Source organism: Novilysobacter viscosus (assembly GCF_046600715.1).
GTDB classification, from domain to species: Bacteria; Pseudomonadota; Gammaproteobacteria; order Xanthomonadales; family Xanthomonadaceae; genus Lysobacter_C; species Lysobacter_C viscosus.
Genome location: NZ_JBJMAV010000004.1, coordinates 188,141 through 203,898, shown reverse-complemented (window position 1 = coordinate 203,898; position 15,758 = coordinate 188,141). Strand labels below are relative to the sequence as shown.

The window sequence follows — 15,758 nt, the reverse complement described above, 5'->3', positions numbered from 1 at the left end:
GCGTCCCACAACCGGAGAACCGCGATGAACGCCATTGCCCAGACCCTGACGGCCCGCCTCTCGCCGCTGGTGGCCGCCGCCCCCGCCGACCGTCCACACCGCCGCCGCCGCGTCCACTGCTACCAGCCCTCGGACACCGCGCTGGACCGTTTCAACGGGCTGATCACCCGACTCGACCCCGCCACCTCTGCGCTGGAATACGACGCCCTGGCCACCGCCGCCCGGCGCGTGTGTGAACCGAGCGAGGCCGGCGCTGCGGCGCTCCGCGCCATCCATCAGCGCCTGCGCCGCGCGGTCGTACTGACCCGGCTGCTGGCCGACGCCGGTTGGACCCCGGCCAACGACGCGTACGACATCGCCATTGAAGTGGTCGACTACGTGCGCGGCGACCACGACCTGATTCCCGACGCGCTGCGACAGGTCGGCCGGCTGGACGATGCCATCGTCGTCGACGCCGCCTGGCCGCGGCTGTCCGACGAAGTGGCCGAGTACCTGGACTACTGCCGCCTGCGCCGGGTCGAGGCAGCCCTGCGCGGCGCGGCCACGGGCGGGTTCCACTTCGACCGCGGCGACTGGCAGGATGCCGCCCGCGCCGAAGCCGCCCTGGCCGCCCATTGCCGCGCGGTGCGCGACGGCTGCTACGTGAGGTCCTCGGCACCGTTGTTCCGCGTGCACTGAGGCCGGCGCATCACGGCTCAAGCATCTCCTGCAGACGCCCCTGTAGGAGCGGCTTTCCGCGTCAACCCGCGCCCCCGCCCCTCTGTAGGAGCGACGTAAGTCGCGACCGCGCAACCCCGGATACTCGCGCCACCCCCGACGTGCGCCGCACGCCGGGATCCGGTCGCGACTCACGTCGCTCCTACAACACCTCCCGGAAAGGGCATCGCGGCTCACCCCCCGCACGCCGGCTGTGGGAACGGCTTCAGCCGCGACCGCGAAACCGCCCCCCTCGAGCCCGCCTTACCGACGCCCCCACCACCCCCTTGTAGGAGCGACGTAAGTCGCCACCGCGCAACCCGGATACCCGCGCCACCCCCGACGTGCGCCGCACACCGGGATCCGGTCGCGACTTACGTCGCTCCTACAACACCTTCGGGAAAGGGCATCGCGGCTCACCCCCCGCACGCCGGCTGTGGGAGCGGACCGCGAAGCCGCCCCACCCTCGAGCCCGCCTTACCGACGACCCACCACCCCCTTGTAGGAGCGACGTAAGTCGCGACCGCGCAACCCCGGATACCCGCGCCACCCTCGACGTGCGCCGCACACCGGGATCCGGTCGCGACTTACGTCGCTCCTACAGACAACCCACCCGGCGCGCCCGACGCGGGGCATCGCGGCTGAAGCCGCTCCTGCAAGCGCCGGCAACCTTCGGGAAACACCGGCCCCGCGGGCGTGGCCCAACCCGCCCAGCTGTCAAGCCTTGTACCCCCGGACCGGGCTGCTAACCTGCCCGCTCGCACGCCGCCTGCCGCCGTCCCGGGCCCGGCATCGGCCGGCCGCATCGCAAGGCAGGCATGTCCGCACCCTTCGTCCACCTCCACCTGCACAGCGAGTTCTCGCTGGCCGACTCCACCATCCGCGTCGGCGAGCTGGTCAAGCGCTGCGTGGCGCTGGGCCAGCCGGCCGTGGCGCTGACCGACATCAACAACCTGTTCGCGGCGGTGCAGTTCTACAAGAAGGCCGAGGGCGCCGGCATCAAGCCGATCCTCGGCGCCGACCTGGCGCTGGCCGACGGCAACGAATCGCCCACCCGCCTGACCGTGCTGTGCCGCGACCACGAGGGCTACCTCACCCTGTCGCGCCTGCTCACGCGGATGTGGATGGAGGGCCACCGCCACGACGGCGTGATCCTGCGCCCGGACTGGCTGCGCGAGGACAACGACGGCCTGTTCGCGCTGGCCGGCGTGCACAGCCTGCCCGGGCGCCTGGCCCAGGGCGGCCGGCACGAGCTGGCCGAGGCCGCCGTCGCCGACTGGCAGGGCGTGTTCGACGACCGCCTGTTCCTGGAACTCACCCGCACCGGGCGCGATGGCGAAGACGCCTACAACAGCCTCGCCCTGCACCTGTCGGCCAAGCGCGGGCTGCCGGTGGTGGCGACCAACGACACCCGGTTCCTCGACCGCGAAGGCTTCGACGCTCACGAAGCACGCGTGTGCATTGCCTCCGGCCGGGTGCTGGACGACCCCAAGCGCCCCAAGGACTACACGCCCGAGCAGTACCTGAAGTCCTGCGACGAGATGCGCGCGCTCTTCGGCGATGTGCCCGACGCGGTCGACAACGCACTGGCGCTGGCCACGCGCTGCAACGTCGAGATGAAGCTGGGCACCTACTACCTGCCCGCCTTCCCGGTGCCCGACGACCACACCATCGAATCGTGGCTGCGCAGCCAGGCGCACGAGGGCCTGGACAAGCGGCTGCTAAAGGCCCCGCTGGCGGAAGGCCACACCCGCGAGGACTACACCGCGCGGCTGGACACCGAGCTGGACGTCATCATCTCGATGGGGTTCCCCGGCTACTTCCTGATCGTTGCGGACTTCATCAACTGGGGTAAGGCGCAGGGCATTCCGGTGGGCCCCGGGCGCGGCTCGGGCGCGGGCTCGCTGGTGGCGTGGGCGCTGGGCATCACCGACCTGGACCCGCTGCCCTATGACCTGCTGTTCGAGCGCTTCCTCAATCCCGAACGCGTGTCGATGCCCGACTTCGACATCGACTTCTGCATGGACCGCCGCGACGAGGTCATCGACTACGTCGCGCGCACCTACGGCCGCGACCGCGTCAGCCAGATCATCACCTACGGCACCATGGCGGCCAAGGCCGTGGTGCGCGACACCGGGCGCGTGCTGGGCCACCCGTACGGCTTCGTCGACGGCATCGCCAAGCTCATCCCCAACACCCTGGGCATCTGCCTGGACGACGCGCTGGGCGAATCGGAGGCCGCGCGCAAGAACACCGAGCTGGCATCGGGCGACCTCATCGCCCGCTACCACAGCGAGGAAGATGTCCGCGACCTGCTCGACCTGGCCCGGCAGCTGGAAGACCTCACCCGCAACGCCGGCAAGCACGCCGGCGGCGTGGTCATCGCGCCCAGCCCGCTGAGCGACTTCTGCCCGCTGTTCGCCGAACACGACGGCGAAGGCCGCGGCAAGAGCCCGGTCACCCAGTTCGACAAGGACGACGTGGAAGCCGTAGGGCTGGTGAAGTTCGACTTCCTCGGCCTGCGCACGCTGACGATCATCGACTGGGCGGTGAAGGCCATCAACCAACGCCGCGCCGCCGCCGCCGAGGCCCCGCTCGACATCACCGCGCTGCCGCTGGACGACGTCGCCAGCTACGAGCTGTTCGCCCGCGGCGACACCGTCGCCGTGTTCCAGTTCGAATCGCGCGGCATGCGCGAGTTGCTCAAGCGCGCCCGGCCCGATGTCTTCGAGGACATCATCGCGCTGGCGGCGCTGTTCCGCCCCGGCCCGCTGGGCAGCGGGATGGACCGCGAATGGGTCGACCGCAAGCACGGCGACACCCGGGTCAGCTACCCGCACCCGCTGCTGGAGCCGGTGCTCAGCCCGACCTACGGCGTGATCGTCTACCAGGAACAGGTGATGCAGATCGCCCAGGTCCTGGCCGGCTACACGCTGGGCGGCGCGGACATGCTGCGCCGTGCGATGGGCAAGAAGAAGCCCGAGGAGATGGCCAAGGAGCGCGCCAAGTTCGAGGCCGGCTGCGCAGAGCGCGGCATCGGCCCCAACGTGGCCACGCCCATCTTCGATTTGATGGAGAAGTTCGCCGAGTACGGCTTCAACAAGTCGCACTCGGCCGCCTACGCACTGGTCGCCTACCAGACCGCGTGGCTGAAGGTGCACTACCCGGCCGAGTTCATGGCCGCCGTGCTGTCCTCGGACATGGACAACACCGACAAGGTCACCGGCTTCCTGGACGAGTGCCGGGTGATGGGCCTGACCGTGCTGCCGCCGGACGTGGACGTCTCGGCGTACATGTTCGAAGCCACCTCCCCGGACACCATCCGCTACGGCCTGGGCGCGGTGAAGGGCGTGGGCCGCGGCGCCTGCGAGGCCATCGTGGAAGCGCGCGGCGGTCCATCCAAGGACGGCGCCGGCCGCTTCGGCGACCTGCTGGAATTCTGCAAGCGCGTGGACAACGGCAAGCTCAACCGCCGCGCCCTGGAAGCACTGACCCTGGCCGGCGCGCTGGACGCGCTGGGGAAGAACCGCGCCAGCCTGATGCTGCAGCTGCCCGAAGTGCTGCGCGCCACCGACCAGCTGGCACGCGAGCGCGCCGCCGGCCAGGTGTCACTGTTCGGCGGTGGGGAAACCGCCGCGCCGGCGCTGCACATCGAGCTGCCGGAAACCGACGAATACCCGCTGGCCCAGGTGCTCAACGGCGAGCGCGACACCCTGGGCCACTACCTCAGCGGCCACCCGTTCGACCCCTGCCGTGACGAACTGCACGCCCTCACCGGCCATGACCTGGGCGACCTGGAAAAGATCTGGGCCACCCGCCCCGACAGCGCCCGCGGCGGCTGGCGCCCGGAAGTGGACACCGTCGTCGCCGGCCAGGTGGTCGCCCTGCGCAAGAAGGGCGACAGCCAGATGTTCGTGCAGATCGAGGACGGCCGCGGCCGCCTGGAATGCGCCTTCTTCGGCGAGACCTACGCCGAGTTCGCCCCCCTGCTGACCCGCGACCGCCTGCTGGTCATCCAGGGCGGCCTGCGCGAGGACGCCTTCAGTGGCGGCTTCGCCCTCAAAGCGATGCGCTGCTGGGACTACAGCCACATCTGCTCCCAGCACGCCAAGCGGTTGTCGCTGCGGTTGGACCTGCGGGTGCCGGGGATCTGGGACCGGGTGGATGCGCTGCTTTCGAAACACCGCCCCGGGGGGACGCCGCTGCGGCTGGACCTGCTGCGGCCGGGGGCGGCGGGTATGCTCGATCTCAATGGCACCAGTTCCGTACGGGTGGATGCGGAATTGATGGACGTGTTGCGGGCGGTGCCGGGGGTGATGGCGGTTAAGTTGGCTTTGGGGCGGCCTTGGGGGTAAGGAAAAGGGGAAGGGGCAAGTGAAACTAATCGAACGAGTAGAAGTTGCATATTTCCGTTCTATCTATAAAGAGAGCATTTCAGACCTCGAAGGCTTAACTGTCTTCTTTGGACGAAATGATAGTGGAAAGAGCAACTTTCTTCGTGCTCTGAATCTGTTCTTTGAAGGGCACACTAACCCAGAGCTTGCCTTTAACTTTGATCGCGACTTCAATCATTGCCGGGCGGAAGAAGCGGCTGGCAGTCAAGGGGCTCGAAAATTCGTCTACATAAAAATTCATTTCATTTCGCCGTCAAATTGGCGCAACTCTCTGGGGGACACCTTTTGGGTAAAGAAGCAATGGAGTGTTCACAAACAATCCGAGCCCGGTTTCGAAAATTCGGTTGACGCCACTAAACAGCACTATTTAACCCGCTTTTTTAATAAAGTAAAGTTTCACTACGTTCCCGCCATCAAAGATAGAACCATCTTCGAGAGACTTTTGGGCAAGGTTTACTCGGTTCTCTCAAGCCAGCAGGAATTCAACGATTCTCTCGACTCCTTCTCTGGCGAACTCAAGGACAAGACTGCTCAGCTGAGCCAAGGTATTCTGGGAACGCTGGGTATCGCAAGTACGATCGCACCCCCAACAGATCTCACTGAGCTTTTTCGCTCATTGGATTTTGAGACCACAAGTGAGCAGGGGGATTCCTACTCATTGACGCTGCAGCGCGGTGACGGCGTACAAGTCAGGCACATCCCAGAAATCCTAGCCTTCCTCTCAGACAGGGGCAGCGAGGACTATCATATTTGGGGTTTCGAGGAGCCCGAGAATTCATTAGAGCTTGCGGCCGCGATACATGAGGCGAACCGGTTTCTTGAATTCAGCAAGTCCTCAAACAAGCAGATTTTCCTCACAAGCCACAGCCCTGCATTCTTCAGGCTTGATCAGGACGGGCTTAAGAAGTACTTCGTCAGTAAGAAGTCGCCCGAAGGATACACCAAGCCTATTTCGACCTTAAAGCAAATTAGCGGCCTAGACGCCGCCTCTCTGCCAGCTGACCTGATGGGGGAAACACCTCACCTCGCAGTCATTAGCTCCTACTTGGATGAAGCATCTCAAAAGATTCAACACTTGGAGAACGAGTCATCCGCCCTTGTCGAAAAGGCAAAAGAATCTGGCACTCCGATATTGTTTGTGGAGGGCGAAACAGACGCGAGGCTTTTGCTGGCGGCCTGGAAGGTCTTTGTGGGTGAGGAGCACCCCCTTCGCTTGGTGCCGTGCGCGGGCACTACAAAAATGCAAAGCCTGGAAGCCAATGGAACTGTGCTACGAACACTAGCCCCCGCCCGAAGGTTGTATGTACTTGTTGATAACGATGGCGAGGGGAGGAGTCTTCGCAAGGACGGAAAGCTCACTGCTCGGGGTGGAAAGTGGGTTGTCCACAACTCCAACAAGACTTGGTGGTGCAGATTGTGGCTTCCCGACGAATTCTTAGAAGAGATGACGAGTCTAGGCATCCCTCAAAGCGCTTGGCCTGGAACCATGGAGAACATATTTTCTAGAGAGACTCGTCTTCAAGCGCTGAGTGAGGGAGCATATGAACTCGGTGAATCCCCTTTTACTGATTTGCTTACACCCGAGCTGTATCCGCGCTTTTCATCGCGACTGGCTGGCGACGAGGCGCAGAGGCTATACATATTCGCGCCCACTCCGGAGGCAAAAGATTCATTCTCCGATTGGCTAATCGAAAAATCAGAGCACCAACCTGACATCTTGCTTCCGTTGCGACAAACAGTTCTTGAACTGTATGGCTTGCTCAGCGCGGACAGTTGAGGGCTCGTAGCGCAAGGAGGTAGCTGTGGCAGATCCCTACCCGTCGCTCGAGAAGCTTGAAAGAAGACGATACCCTCCGTACGGCAGTTGCATATACTGCGACTCACTGGAGGGCCTCACCACTGAGCACATTGTGCCTTTCGGACTTGGTGGCACCCTAGAACTACCGGACGCAAGCTGCCTTCGTTGCGCTACCGAAACAAGTCGCGTTGAACGAGCAATATTGCGTGGCGAGCTAAGGCCAGTGCGCGTCTTCCGGGCACTGCAGTCCCGGCGCAAGCACAAGGATGCGCCGGCGACCTATCCACTGGTGATCGTTCGGGGAGGCGGTGAAGTAACGGTTGAGCTGCCGTTAGATAGGTATCCAATCCTTGTACCGTTCCCCGACTTCGCGCCCGCTAGGCTAGCGACTGGACAACCATCCAAGCCAGGCATTGATGTAGTTGGAATCGCCACCGTTTCTTTCGGCGCGGATCCTGCTTCTGTACTACGAGAACTTAGCGCGTCCGCCATCAAGCCTTCTGTCAGTACTCATCCCGCGCAATTCGCACGCATGGTGGCCAAGATCGGCTTGGGAATGGCAGCCGCAACGGGGGCCTTGTCTTTGATAAAGGGGCCTTCGCCAATCCGAGATGTAATACTGGGCACAAATACTCATATTGGCGACTACGTCGGCACACTTACGTATCCACCAGACGCGCATGATGGGCAGCTTCATCGAGTAGTTCTTTTGCCGGACGTAAATAGCGGACAGCTGGTTGCTGACGTCCAGCTTTTCTGTGACTCATACGCTCCGCGTTACGGCGTACTCCTCGGCGAGCTTTCTGATCGCGCGAAAGGATAAAAAAAACAACGAGCCAGGTTAGACTGCCCGCGTTTGGAAACAGGGGAAACAGGGGTCAGAGTAGACTTTCTCTGACGTGACCGAGACTGGCATTTTTAATAGCCGCATCCACAAAATAGGATGCGAGTTGAGTAGCGAGTACAGAGCCGACGACCGGCCAAGCCCGGGTAAAAGCAAAACAGCAAAAACAGGGGTCAGAGTGCACATTCCCGTGCATGAGTGAGAAAGGCCACTCTGACCCGAGCTTTTACCCCGCTCTTCTTCGCGCTGCGGGTCGGCTTAATTCAGGCGTTAGGCCGCTCTGACATGCCTGCACAATCTGATAGGAGCAACGCTATGAGTTCTACCCCTTCGAATCCAAAACAGGGGTCAGAGTCGATTTTTCGCAGTAGTCGTTGTTACTTCAACAGGGGGATTCACATGTTTCGATCTGTGGCCATTACGGTCGGCATTCTGCTGCTCGCCGCCTGCTCCACCACCAGCACCGTGCACCAGGCGCACCGCGCGCCGGCGGACCAGGTGTATGCGTATGCGTTCTCCAACCAGGGCGGGGACGACCACGAGGGGATCGCACGGCTGGACGGGGTCATCCAGTCGCACCTGCGCCAGGCGGGCTTGATCGATGCCGGCACCGCCAATCCGAAGATCGAGGTGGTGGTGAAGCACTACTACGTGCGCTCCAACGGCGCGCGGTTCTGGGCCGGCATCATGGCCGGCCGTGACAAGATCGTCAGCAGCGTCCGCGTTACGGACGCGGGCGGCGCGCAGGTCGGCAACTTCGACGTCGAGACATTCAACTCCACCGCGTGGGGCACCACCGACGGGCTAATGCAGAAGCACGCCGAGGAACTGGTCGCCCGCCTCAAGGCGTCCTGACGGCAATAAAGGTCTGGTGCCGCACTGGATAGGTAGGGCCGCCTGTTGGGCGGCCCTCTTTTCTTCAGGCGTCCTTGCGGTTACGCGCTTCTTCAAGGAGTGACAAGTCGACCAGGCCCTTACTCGCAGCGTCGAAGCCATGCCACCGCCCCTGCTTCACTCGCCACGCGACATGGTCTCTGTACTTGTCCACCGGCATTGCCTTCGGTCGAGCATGTCGCCTCCGGTTGCACCACCGGCAGGCCGCAACGACGTTCTCGCGGCAGTCAGTGCCCCCGTCCTGACGTGCCACGAGATGCTCCGCGGTGCATTGAAGCGCGAGCACCTGCCCGGACCTAAGGCGGAATTGAGTACAGAACGTGTCGGCACTGCCTAGCCACATGAAGCAGCGGCAGTAAAAGCAGCGATGTCCTTGCGCACTGTATGCGCGGGCGCGGAGTCTGGATAAGGATTTGCTCATCGGCGAGGTCTCGATCGATAGGGCTCAATCGCCTTCCGAAATGGAAGGCAGCGGAACCCGACGAGAGGCATCTCACCGGTACGTGTCCAGGCGCTGATAAGCGATTACAGGACTGGCTGCCAGGTAGACCCGAGCAGTTGCAGAGCCTTATACCGAGGTCGTGGCGCTCCGACAAGCAAATGGTGAAACAGGGGTCAGAGTGCCCTTTCCCGCCAACGAGAGAGAAAGACCACGCTGGCCCCGGTTTTGTAGCGCCCCCGGTTCTGTAGCACCCTGACTGCACATCGTGGACGGAAGGAGCAGGCGAATGAACGAGTCCAACGCGCCGTGGCCCGAACTGCCGCCGCTCGACGACTGGGCCGACACGTTTGCAACCGTGCACATGTGGACGTCTCGCGGTCACGCGCTTCTCGGGGCGCGGTGCACCGATGCATCCAGGCGGTACTTCGCGCCCGCGCACCGGCTGTACGCGTCACACGGCTTCGTCACCTGCCCGCCCTTCGGCGACTACGAGGCGGACCCCAACCGCGTTTTCCTGACCCGCATGGTGGATAGCCCCTCGGACTGCCCTCAATGTGGGCCTTGTTCAAGTTCGCCCCCCGCCTGCCGACACCGTAGATAGCCAGGGACCGACCCCAAAACAGGAGTCAAAACAGGGGTCAGAGTCGACTTTTTGTGGCGCTCATACGCACTACGTTGCTGAAACAGGCAAAACAGGGGTCAGAGTGCACATTCCCGTGCATGAGTGAAAAAGGCCACTCTGACCCGAGCTTTTACCCTGCTCTTCTTCGCGCTGCGGGTCGGCTTAATTCAGCCGTTAGACCGCTCTGACATGCCTGCACAATCTGATAGGAGCAACGCTATGAGTTCTACCGCTTCGACTCGATATGCCCGGGCTCTGTTCGGGGCCGCCCCCGGCATCCTGTTTCTGATTGCGGGATACATCGGAAACGACATTGCCTTCTATGGAATCGGCGCTATGTTTTGCATTTTTGGCGTAAGCGAGCTACTTAAGAAGAAGACCGAAAGCGCAGAGAACGTGGAATGAGCAGTTGCAAAGATCGCTGCGCATCCCCTTCAACAAAGTTCATCAGATTCTTTCCGCCTTAATTTCTGGCTTCGCGCCTAACGAGAACAAGGGTCAGAGTGCGCTTTCCCGTGCATGAGTGGAAAGCCCCTCTGGAGTGCACTTTCGCGTGCATGAGAAAGGACACTCTGAAACCGGCTTCGTTAATAGATGACAATGGAGATTACACGTGAACTGGAAAGCCTTTGCACTGCCCCTTTTCGCTGCTGCTTCGGGCTGCGTAGCCACTGGGCACCCACCGAGCACGAGAGCCAACACGAGCCTTGATACCAGTCGTATAGTCGGCTCGGAAAGCTCCGATTGGGACACGCCGCCGAAGCTCCTGAAAGGCAAAGCTCCTATCTATCCAGTATCCCTAGTGCTCTCTAAGAAGTCCGGGACCTCCGTAATCACCTACACCATTGGCGAGGACGGCCGACCCAAAGATTTCGAAATACAAAGCGCCACAGACGAGAAGTACGCCAACCACGCAATCATTACGATGAAGGAATGGGTTTACCAGCCTGCTACGAAGGGCGGCGTACCCATAGCTGCCCGTGTACGACAGACGTTCGAATTTAAGGTCAGGTAGGGAAACCAAGGGTCAAGTGCACTTTCCTGTGCACGGGTGAGAACGGCCACTCTGACCCCCGTTCTCCTGACCCCCGTTCTCGTCTGCTGAGCGTTATCCGCCGTGGAGAAATCGATGAAAGCCTGGCCTTTGATTTTGCTCACGTTCTTCATGCCGGCACATGCGAGCGTCGTCTATACCGACGTACCTGAATCTACTGAGCCCACGAAGATCTACCTGATCTACCTGCACGGGCGAATCATCGAGAATTCCGGGCCTCGCCCCACCGATATACGCTACGGGCTCTACGACTATCCCGCCGTACTGGAGGCTCTTTCATCCCGGGGAGCAGTGGTCATTTCGGCCCAGCGACCGCGTGGAACAGATATGAACAAGTATGCCGGCGCTGTTGTCTCTCAGGTCGAAGATTTGATTGATCGCGGCGTTCCACCCGGAAACATCGTTGTCGCTGGCTTCTCGAAGGGCGGCGGGATCGCAACGCGCGTTTCCAGCTTTCTGCGGCGGCCGCAAGTCCGCTTCGTGCTGCTCGCAGCTTGCCCTGGCGGGTCCACCCCGCCGAATATCCGACTCACCGGCCGCATACTTTCAGTCTATGAGGCAAGCGACACGTTAGCGGGGAGTTGCATGCCCCTCGCGGACCAGCCCGAACAGCCGCGGTCCTTCAAGGAGATCAAGATTTCGACCGGCAAATGGCATGGTGCGTTTTATATGCCGCTCCCCGCGTGGGTGGACCCAGTACTGAATTGGGTGCACGGCGGCGACTAACGGAAAAAAGGGTGGGAGGCACGTTCCCGTGCATGAGTGAGAATAGCCACCCTGACCTCAGTTCTCAGCCAGTTTTTGGTCGGGGTTGAAGCAACCCAGCAGGTCCGTCTCGCTTCCGGTGGAACCTCACCCCGCTCTTCCGATGCCGCCTCGCGGTACGGCCCAACCCAACTTCCAGGTGCACATGACACACGCTCGCAAGATTGAAGCCTACAAGCGCCTGATGGATGAGAAGGGCATTGGGCCGGGCACTGCGTCGCCTCCCCTCTGGGAGCTGCTCTGGTCGTGGGGCGTTGAGCTCCCACCCCCGCTCTACATGCGCTTCCTGTCGCTCGCGCTTTTCAGTGGCACGGTCTTCGGCGTGCTGTTCGGGTCTTTCGCCTGGTACATGGGCAACAGGGGCGTACGCACCATGTCGCTCGATGAGGCAGGTGTGGTAGCCATGGCAACGGGCGCTTTCTTCGGCCTCATCGTGGCAGGGTTCACCCGCCGCCTTGCCCGCAAGCATGGGCTGGGCGCCTGGTCGGCGTTCGGGGCGAGCCGGCTGCGCACCTGACGATTCGTTCCAGCGGAACCGCTTCGTCGGGTTGTGTTGCTGACGTTGTTCCTCTCCCACTCCCGGTTCCCACATGGCGGTCGCTTGACCCAGGCATCAGCCGCCAGACCATCTAAGGAGGGCGTCGAATGTTCGAAAAACAGTTCATTGCCGGCTGGGGAGACATGGATTTCAACTCCCACATGCGCAACACGGCGTTTCTCGATAGATCTGCCGATACCCGAATGATGTTTTTCGCCGAGCACGGATTCCCCATGGATGAATTCGTGCGACAGCAGATTGGCCCGGTCGTGCGCAAAGACGAGATCGAGTACTTCCGCGAGATCCGGTTGCTTGAAGCCTTCCGGGTCACCCTGGCCCTGGCGGGACTCTCGGACGACGGCAGTCGCTTCCTCCTGAGGAACGAGTTCTGGCGGGTCGGTGGGCAGTTGGCGGCAGGAGTGACCAGTGCAGGAGGTTGGCTGGACCTTTCCCTGCGCAAGCTGGTCACGCCTCCCGGCCCCCTGCTAACCGCTTTGCGCTCATTGCCGGAGACCCCGGATTTCCAGGCCCTGCCTTCAAGCATCAGGCCTGCTGACGGCTGACAGTTCATTGAAGCCGATCCCGCTTCGCGAGCCGGCTGGGTTCGGGCGCTAGCGAACACAGTGGGCTCCCTGCTTAGTCCTCAAGGCGCCCTGGCGGCGGCAGGTTCAACGCTCAAGGCGAGCCCCTCAGCTGGGTCACTGTGCCGCAATCGTCAAGGAATACCGCGAAGGCATCATCGACCCGGTCGTCCGTGTTTACGAACCCAACGACCCAGTACGATGCTTCGGGGTGCGTGACGTTGATCCTCCAGTTCCCGGGGTCCACGTTTGCATGGGCAAGCGCCAGTTCCCGCGCCCGGTCTTCGTCGATCGCCTCGCACCGCGTGGTAGCGCAACCGGAAATTGTGAGCATCATCAGCAGAAGGCCAGGCGTCACATATGCATGGGTCGAGGGGGTCATTGGGATTCCTCAGTTCTGCCGGGGCTGTCCGCCGACTGTCGGTCGAAGGGGTACTCGGGAAGGAAGTCAGGGGGCAGAGTGCACTTTCCCGCGTTGGAGTGAGAAAGGCCACTCTGACCCCCAGTTTCCCCAGCAATCCAAACCCGAGAGTGTCCGCTCATGTGCAGCAAGTCCCGACCGCCGTCGATGCAAGGCCCTCGTTGAACAGCCCACGACGACGCGCGTGGATCGGCAGGGTGTTGATCTATCTGGTCGGCATCCCGCTTGCCGCCTTTGCGATCGCACCGGATGCGGTGGTCCATATGGTGTCCGAGCCCCGGGATTCCCTGCGGTTGCCTGCGTGGGGGATGCCGCGCGTAGCCGAGCGCGATGATCCGGGCCAGCGGAACGAGCATGTCGACCGCAACGGTGCGGGTCCCGCCACGAACGGCGCGAAAGAGTCGTTGCCACCTGTGCCCGCCGAGGCCGGGCCCAGTCGGGCGACAGTCGGCGTGGCACCGTCCCCACCGGCCGGGCCGGACGCCGAGCCGGACCCGTTGCAGCGCGTCTACGAGCGACAGCAGGGCCTGAAGCTGGTTGAGTGCGACGGCAGCCGCCCCTCGCTGCCGGGTGGCTTCGCCCGCTACGCGTCCATCGTCTGCTCGAACGCCGGCGACCTGCTGACCGGGGGCGCTCAGACGAAATGGGTGTATGCCAGCAGCATCACCATGTACACCCACACGATCGCCCTCCTGTTTGCGGCGGTCGACGGTGATCCGGATCCCGCGGAGGCCCGCTTCACCACCGCGGTTGCGGACACGCTCGACCCGGCAGCAGTACGCGCGCTGCTCGATGACGGCACGCCGGCCGGGCACACGCTTCGGCCGGAAATACTGGCCATGATCGGGCCCGACACGCAGCGCCTGCGCATGCAGTCCGACGATGGCCGATGGCAGTCGATCCTGCTGCTGGCCGGGCCGGAACCAAGCGCCCAGGCTTACTGTTCCTGTGCACACCGCGCTGCGTGCTGGACCAGCCGGTCCTGCTGATACCTGCACTCTGACCAGGCAGTGCTTCCAACCGAACGGGGTGAGGTGGAAAGATGCCTCCCCTCCTCTCTCCGCCCGGGTGACCTTGCCCTGACGGGGGCGACTGCTTGCCCGGTGTTTTCATTGGCGGCTTTTACGCCGCGCCGCATGCCGCACTTCCGAAGATGGCTTTCTCTCTCTTGCAACTCCTGCGTTGCAAGCCGACGTCGCTTCGCAGTGCGACTCATCCGTGACAGCCCTCCGAGGAGTTGCGCGAACGCCACTGCGGCGGAGTTGGCCAGGTGCGATACCCTGATCGGCGCCGAGCGACGCACTACAGGGCGGTATTGCCATGTCTTCGCAGCCTCAAGTGCCCACGTCTGACCAAGGAGTCACTGGTGGCCAGTACACGGTGCCGCGAGAACCTTGGTTAAAGCTGTTCCTGCGTTTCCTGCGCTTCGGGGCGTTGGCGTGGGGTGGCCCGGTCGCCCAGATTGGAATGATTCGGCACGAGTTGGTGGAGCTGGACCGCTGGATCAGCAGTGGGCACTTCAATCGGGTGCTCGCGGTCTACCAGATCCTGCCCGGCCCCGAGGCACACGAACTGTGCGTCTACTTCGGCATGCGCTCGCGCGGCCGCTGGGGCGGCATCGTGGCCGGTCTCGGCTTCATGCTACCGGGCTTCCTGTTGATGTTTGCGCTCTCGTGGGCGTATGTGCGCTACGGGCTCAAGACCGAGGGCGTGCAGGCGGTGTTCGCAGCGGTACAGGTCGCAGTGGCGGCACTGATCGTCCGCGCCGTCTTCCGCATCGGCGGCCACGTGGTCACGGACCGGTGGTTGTGGACGATCGCGATCCTGGCAGCCGGCGCACACTTGACCGGCATTCATTTCGCGATCGTCCTGTCGGTCACAGGGGGCATCTACCTGCTGTCGCAGCGCAAACTGCGGGCCGGCGCGGTCGGTCTGGCCGTGCTTGCGGCGGCGGCCGTCATTGCAGTCTCGTGGAATGCGGGCGGGTTGGCCGGTTTCGATGCGCTAAGCCGCACGTCGGATTCAGGCGGCGATGTGCTCGGCTCGCCAACGATGCCGCTGTGGGCGCTCTTCTGGTCCGGCCTGAAGGCGGGGCTGCTGACGTTCGGTGGCGCCTACACCGTGATCCCGTTCCTCCAGCGCGACGCGGTGACACAGGGCGCGTGGATGAGCAATGCGCAGTTCCTGGACGGTCTTGCCCTGTCGGGGCTACTGCCGGCACCCCTGATCATCTTCTCCACCTTCGTGGGCTATCTCGGCGGAGGGCCGTGGGGCGCAGTGGCCATGACGGTCGGAATCTTCCTGCCGGCGTTTGCCTTCACCCTGGTCGGCCACGACGCCCTCGAGCGCCTCGTGCACCGCCCCTCTATCCGCGTATTCCTGGAAGGCGTGGCAGCCGGCGTGATCGGGCTCATCGCCGCGACGACGCTGGCACTGCTGAGCGTGAGTCTGACCGGGCTGGAGACTCTCATCCTGTTCGCGATCGTGCTTGGCATCCTGTTCGCGTCAAACGCGCGATTGGTGATTCCCGCAGTTATTGCCGGCGCTGCCCTGTGGGGCTGGGGTTCCATGGCCCTACAGGGTTGGCCATGACGAGCCCTTCCGGCCTGGATCGCCGCTGGCCTTCGCGGTGAGGCGGGCTCCCACAATTCGTTCAAGCCGAACCCCGATCGCAGCTTCACTCGAATGTCGTTGTTCATTGCAACAACC

Annotated in this window: 13 protein-coding genes; 11 read left to right on the top strand and 2 right to left on the bottom strand. The window is 63.0% G+C overall.

The genetic code is table 11. The annotated features are described in order from the left end of the window. Positions 1 to 24 precede the first annotated feature (24 nt). The 4 genes from ACJQWL_RS08485 to ACJQWL_RS08470 all read left to right on the top strand — a co-directional run bounded on the left by ACJQWL_RS08485 (position 25) and on the right by ACJQWL_RS08470 (position 8,587). Positions 25 to 678 (top strand): hypothetical protein, encoded by a 654-nt coding sequence (locus ACJQWL_RS08485; protein WP_411300830.1) that lies wholly within the window; start codon positions 25 to 27, stop codon positions 676 to 678. A gap of 836 nt (positions 679 to 1,514) precedes the next feature. Continuing rightward, complete coding sequence (gene dnaE / locus ACJQWL_RS08480) at positions 1,515 to 5,051, top strand: DNA polymerase III subunit alpha (RefSeq protein WP_411300829.1); 3,537 nt, start codon at positions 1,515 to 1,517, stop codon at positions 5,049 to 5,051. Between the two features lie 19 nt (positions 5,052 to 5,070). Next, a complete protein-coding gene (locus tag ACJQWL_RS08475) occupies positions 5,071 to 6,867 on the top strand; it encodes an ATP-dependent nuclease (RefSeq protein ID WP_330968843.1) in 1,797 nt (598 codons plus the stop codon). 1,264 nt (positions 6,868 to 8,131) lie between these two features. Then, the gene (locus tag ACJQWL_RS08470) at positions 8,132 to 8,587 is read left to right on the top strand and encodes a DUF4410 domain-containing protein (RefSeq protein ID WP_330968842.1); all 456 of its coding nucleotides are present in this window, start codon (positions 8,132 to 8,134) and stop codon (positions 8,585 to 8,587) included. Between the two features lie 64 nt (positions 8,588 to 8,651). Here ACJQWL_RS08470 and ACJQWL_RS08465 read toward each other — a convergent pair whose 3' ends face one another. Beyond that, positions 8,652 to 8,969, bottom strand: coding sequence for an HNH endonuclease (locus tag ACJQWL_RS08465; RefSeq protein ID WP_411300849.1), 318 nt, complete (start codon positions 8,967 to 8,969; stop codon positions 8,652 to 8,654). Between the two features lie 823 nt (positions 8,970 to 9,792). Here ACJQWL_RS08465 and ACJQWL_RS08460 point away from each other — a divergent pair. The 5 genes from ACJQWL_RS08460 (at position 9,793) to ACJQWL_RS08440 (ending at position 12,610) form a co-directional block, all read left to right on the top strand. Continuing rightward, on the top strand, positions 9,793 to 10,095 hold the full coding sequence (locus ACJQWL_RS08460) for a hypothetical protein (RefSeq protein WP_330968841.1): 303 nt from the start codon (positions 9,793 to 9,795) through the stop codon (positions 10,093 to 10,095). A gap of 208 nt (positions 10,096 to 10,303) precedes the next feature. After that, entirely contained in the window at positions 10,304 to 10,705 is a 402-nt protein-coding gene (locus tag ACJQWL_RS08455) for a TonB family protein (protein ID WP_411300828.1), read from the top strand. Positions 10,706 to 10,819: 114 nt separating this feature from the next. Next, the gene (locus tag ACJQWL_RS08450) at positions 10,820 to 11,470 is read left to right on the top strand and encodes an alpha/beta hydrolase (RefSeq protein ID WP_330968840.1); all 651 of its coding nucleotides are present in this window, start codon (positions 10,820 to 10,822) and stop codon (positions 11,468 to 11,470) included. Between the two features lie 184 nt (positions 11,471 to 11,654). Next, positions 11,655 to 12,026, top strand: coding sequence for a DUF6404 family protein (locus ACJQWL_RS08445; protein WP_411300827.1), 372 nt, complete (start codon positions 11,655 to 11,657; stop codon positions 12,024 to 12,026). A gap of 128 nt (positions 12,027 to 12,154) precedes the next feature. Then, positions 12,155 to 12,610 (top strand): thioesterase family protein, encoded by a 456-nt coding sequence (locus ACJQWL_RS08440; RefSeq protein ID WP_330968838.1) that lies wholly within the window; start codon positions 12,155 to 12,157, stop codon positions 12,608 to 12,610. Between the two features lie 112 nt (positions 12,611 to 12,722). Here ACJQWL_RS08440 and ACJQWL_RS08435 read toward each other — a convergent pair whose 3' ends face one another. After that, complete coding sequence (locus ACJQWL_RS08435) at positions 12,723 to 13,010, bottom strand: hypothetical protein (protein ID WP_330968837.1); 288 nt, start codon at positions 13,008 to 13,010, stop codon at positions 12,723 to 12,725. Between the two features lie 239 nt (positions 13,011 to 13,249). On the opposite strand from ACJQWL_RS08435, the gene ACJQWL_RS08430 reads away from it, so the two are divergent. Both ACJQWL_RS08430 and chrA read left to right on the top strand, forming a co-directional pair. Continuing rightward, positions 13,250 to 14,038 (top strand): hypothetical protein, encoded by a 789-nt coding sequence (locus ACJQWL_RS08430; protein WP_411300826.1) that lies wholly within the window; start codon positions 13,250 to 13,252, stop codon positions 14,036 to 14,038. A gap of 349 nt (positions 14,039 to 14,387) precedes the next feature. After that, entirely contained in the window at positions 14,388 to 15,641 is a 1,254-nt protein-coding gene (gene chrA, locus ACJQWL_RS08425; protein ID WP_411300825.1) for a chromate efflux transporter, read from the top strand. The last annotated feature ends 117 nt before the right edge of the window (positions 15,642 to 15,758 follow it).

What these genes read in the sequence shown, in the direction of transcription:
- ACJQWL_RS08485 (WP_411300830.1), top strand. Translation starts at nt 25, where the DNA reads ATGAACGCCATTGCCCAGACCCTGACGGCCCGCCTCTCGCCGCTGGTG.
- dnaE (WP_411300829.1), top strand. Translation starts at nt 1,515, where the DNA reads ATGTCCGCACCCTTCGTCCACCTCCACCTGCACAGCGAGTTCTCGCTG.
- ACJQWL_RS08470 (WP_330968842.1), top strand. Translation starts at nt 8,132, where the DNA reads ATGTTTCGATCTGTGGCCATTACGGTCGGCATTCTGCTGCTCGCCGCC.
- ACJQWL_RS08465 (WP_411300849.1), bottom strand. Translation starts at nt 8,969, where the DNA reads ATGTGGCTAGGCAGTGCCGACACGTTCTGTACTCAATTCCGCCTTAGG.
- ACJQWL_RS08450 (WP_330968840.1), top strand. Translation starts at nt 10,820, where the DNA reads ATGAAAGCCTGGCCTTTGATTTTGCTCACGTTCTTCATGCCGGCACAT.
- ACJQWL_RS08445 (WP_411300827.1), top strand. Translation starts at nt 11,655, where the DNA reads ATGACACACGCTCGCAAGATTGAAGCCTACAAGCGCCTGATGGATGAG.
- ACJQWL_RS08440 (WP_330968838.1), top strand. Translation starts at nt 12,155, where the DNA reads ATGTTCGAAAAACAGTTCATTGCCGGCTGGGGAGACATGGATTTCAAC.
- ACJQWL_RS08435 (WP_330968837.1), bottom strand. Translation starts at nt 13,010, where the DNA reads ATGACCCCCTCGACCCATGCATATGTGACGCCTGGCCTTCTGCTGATG.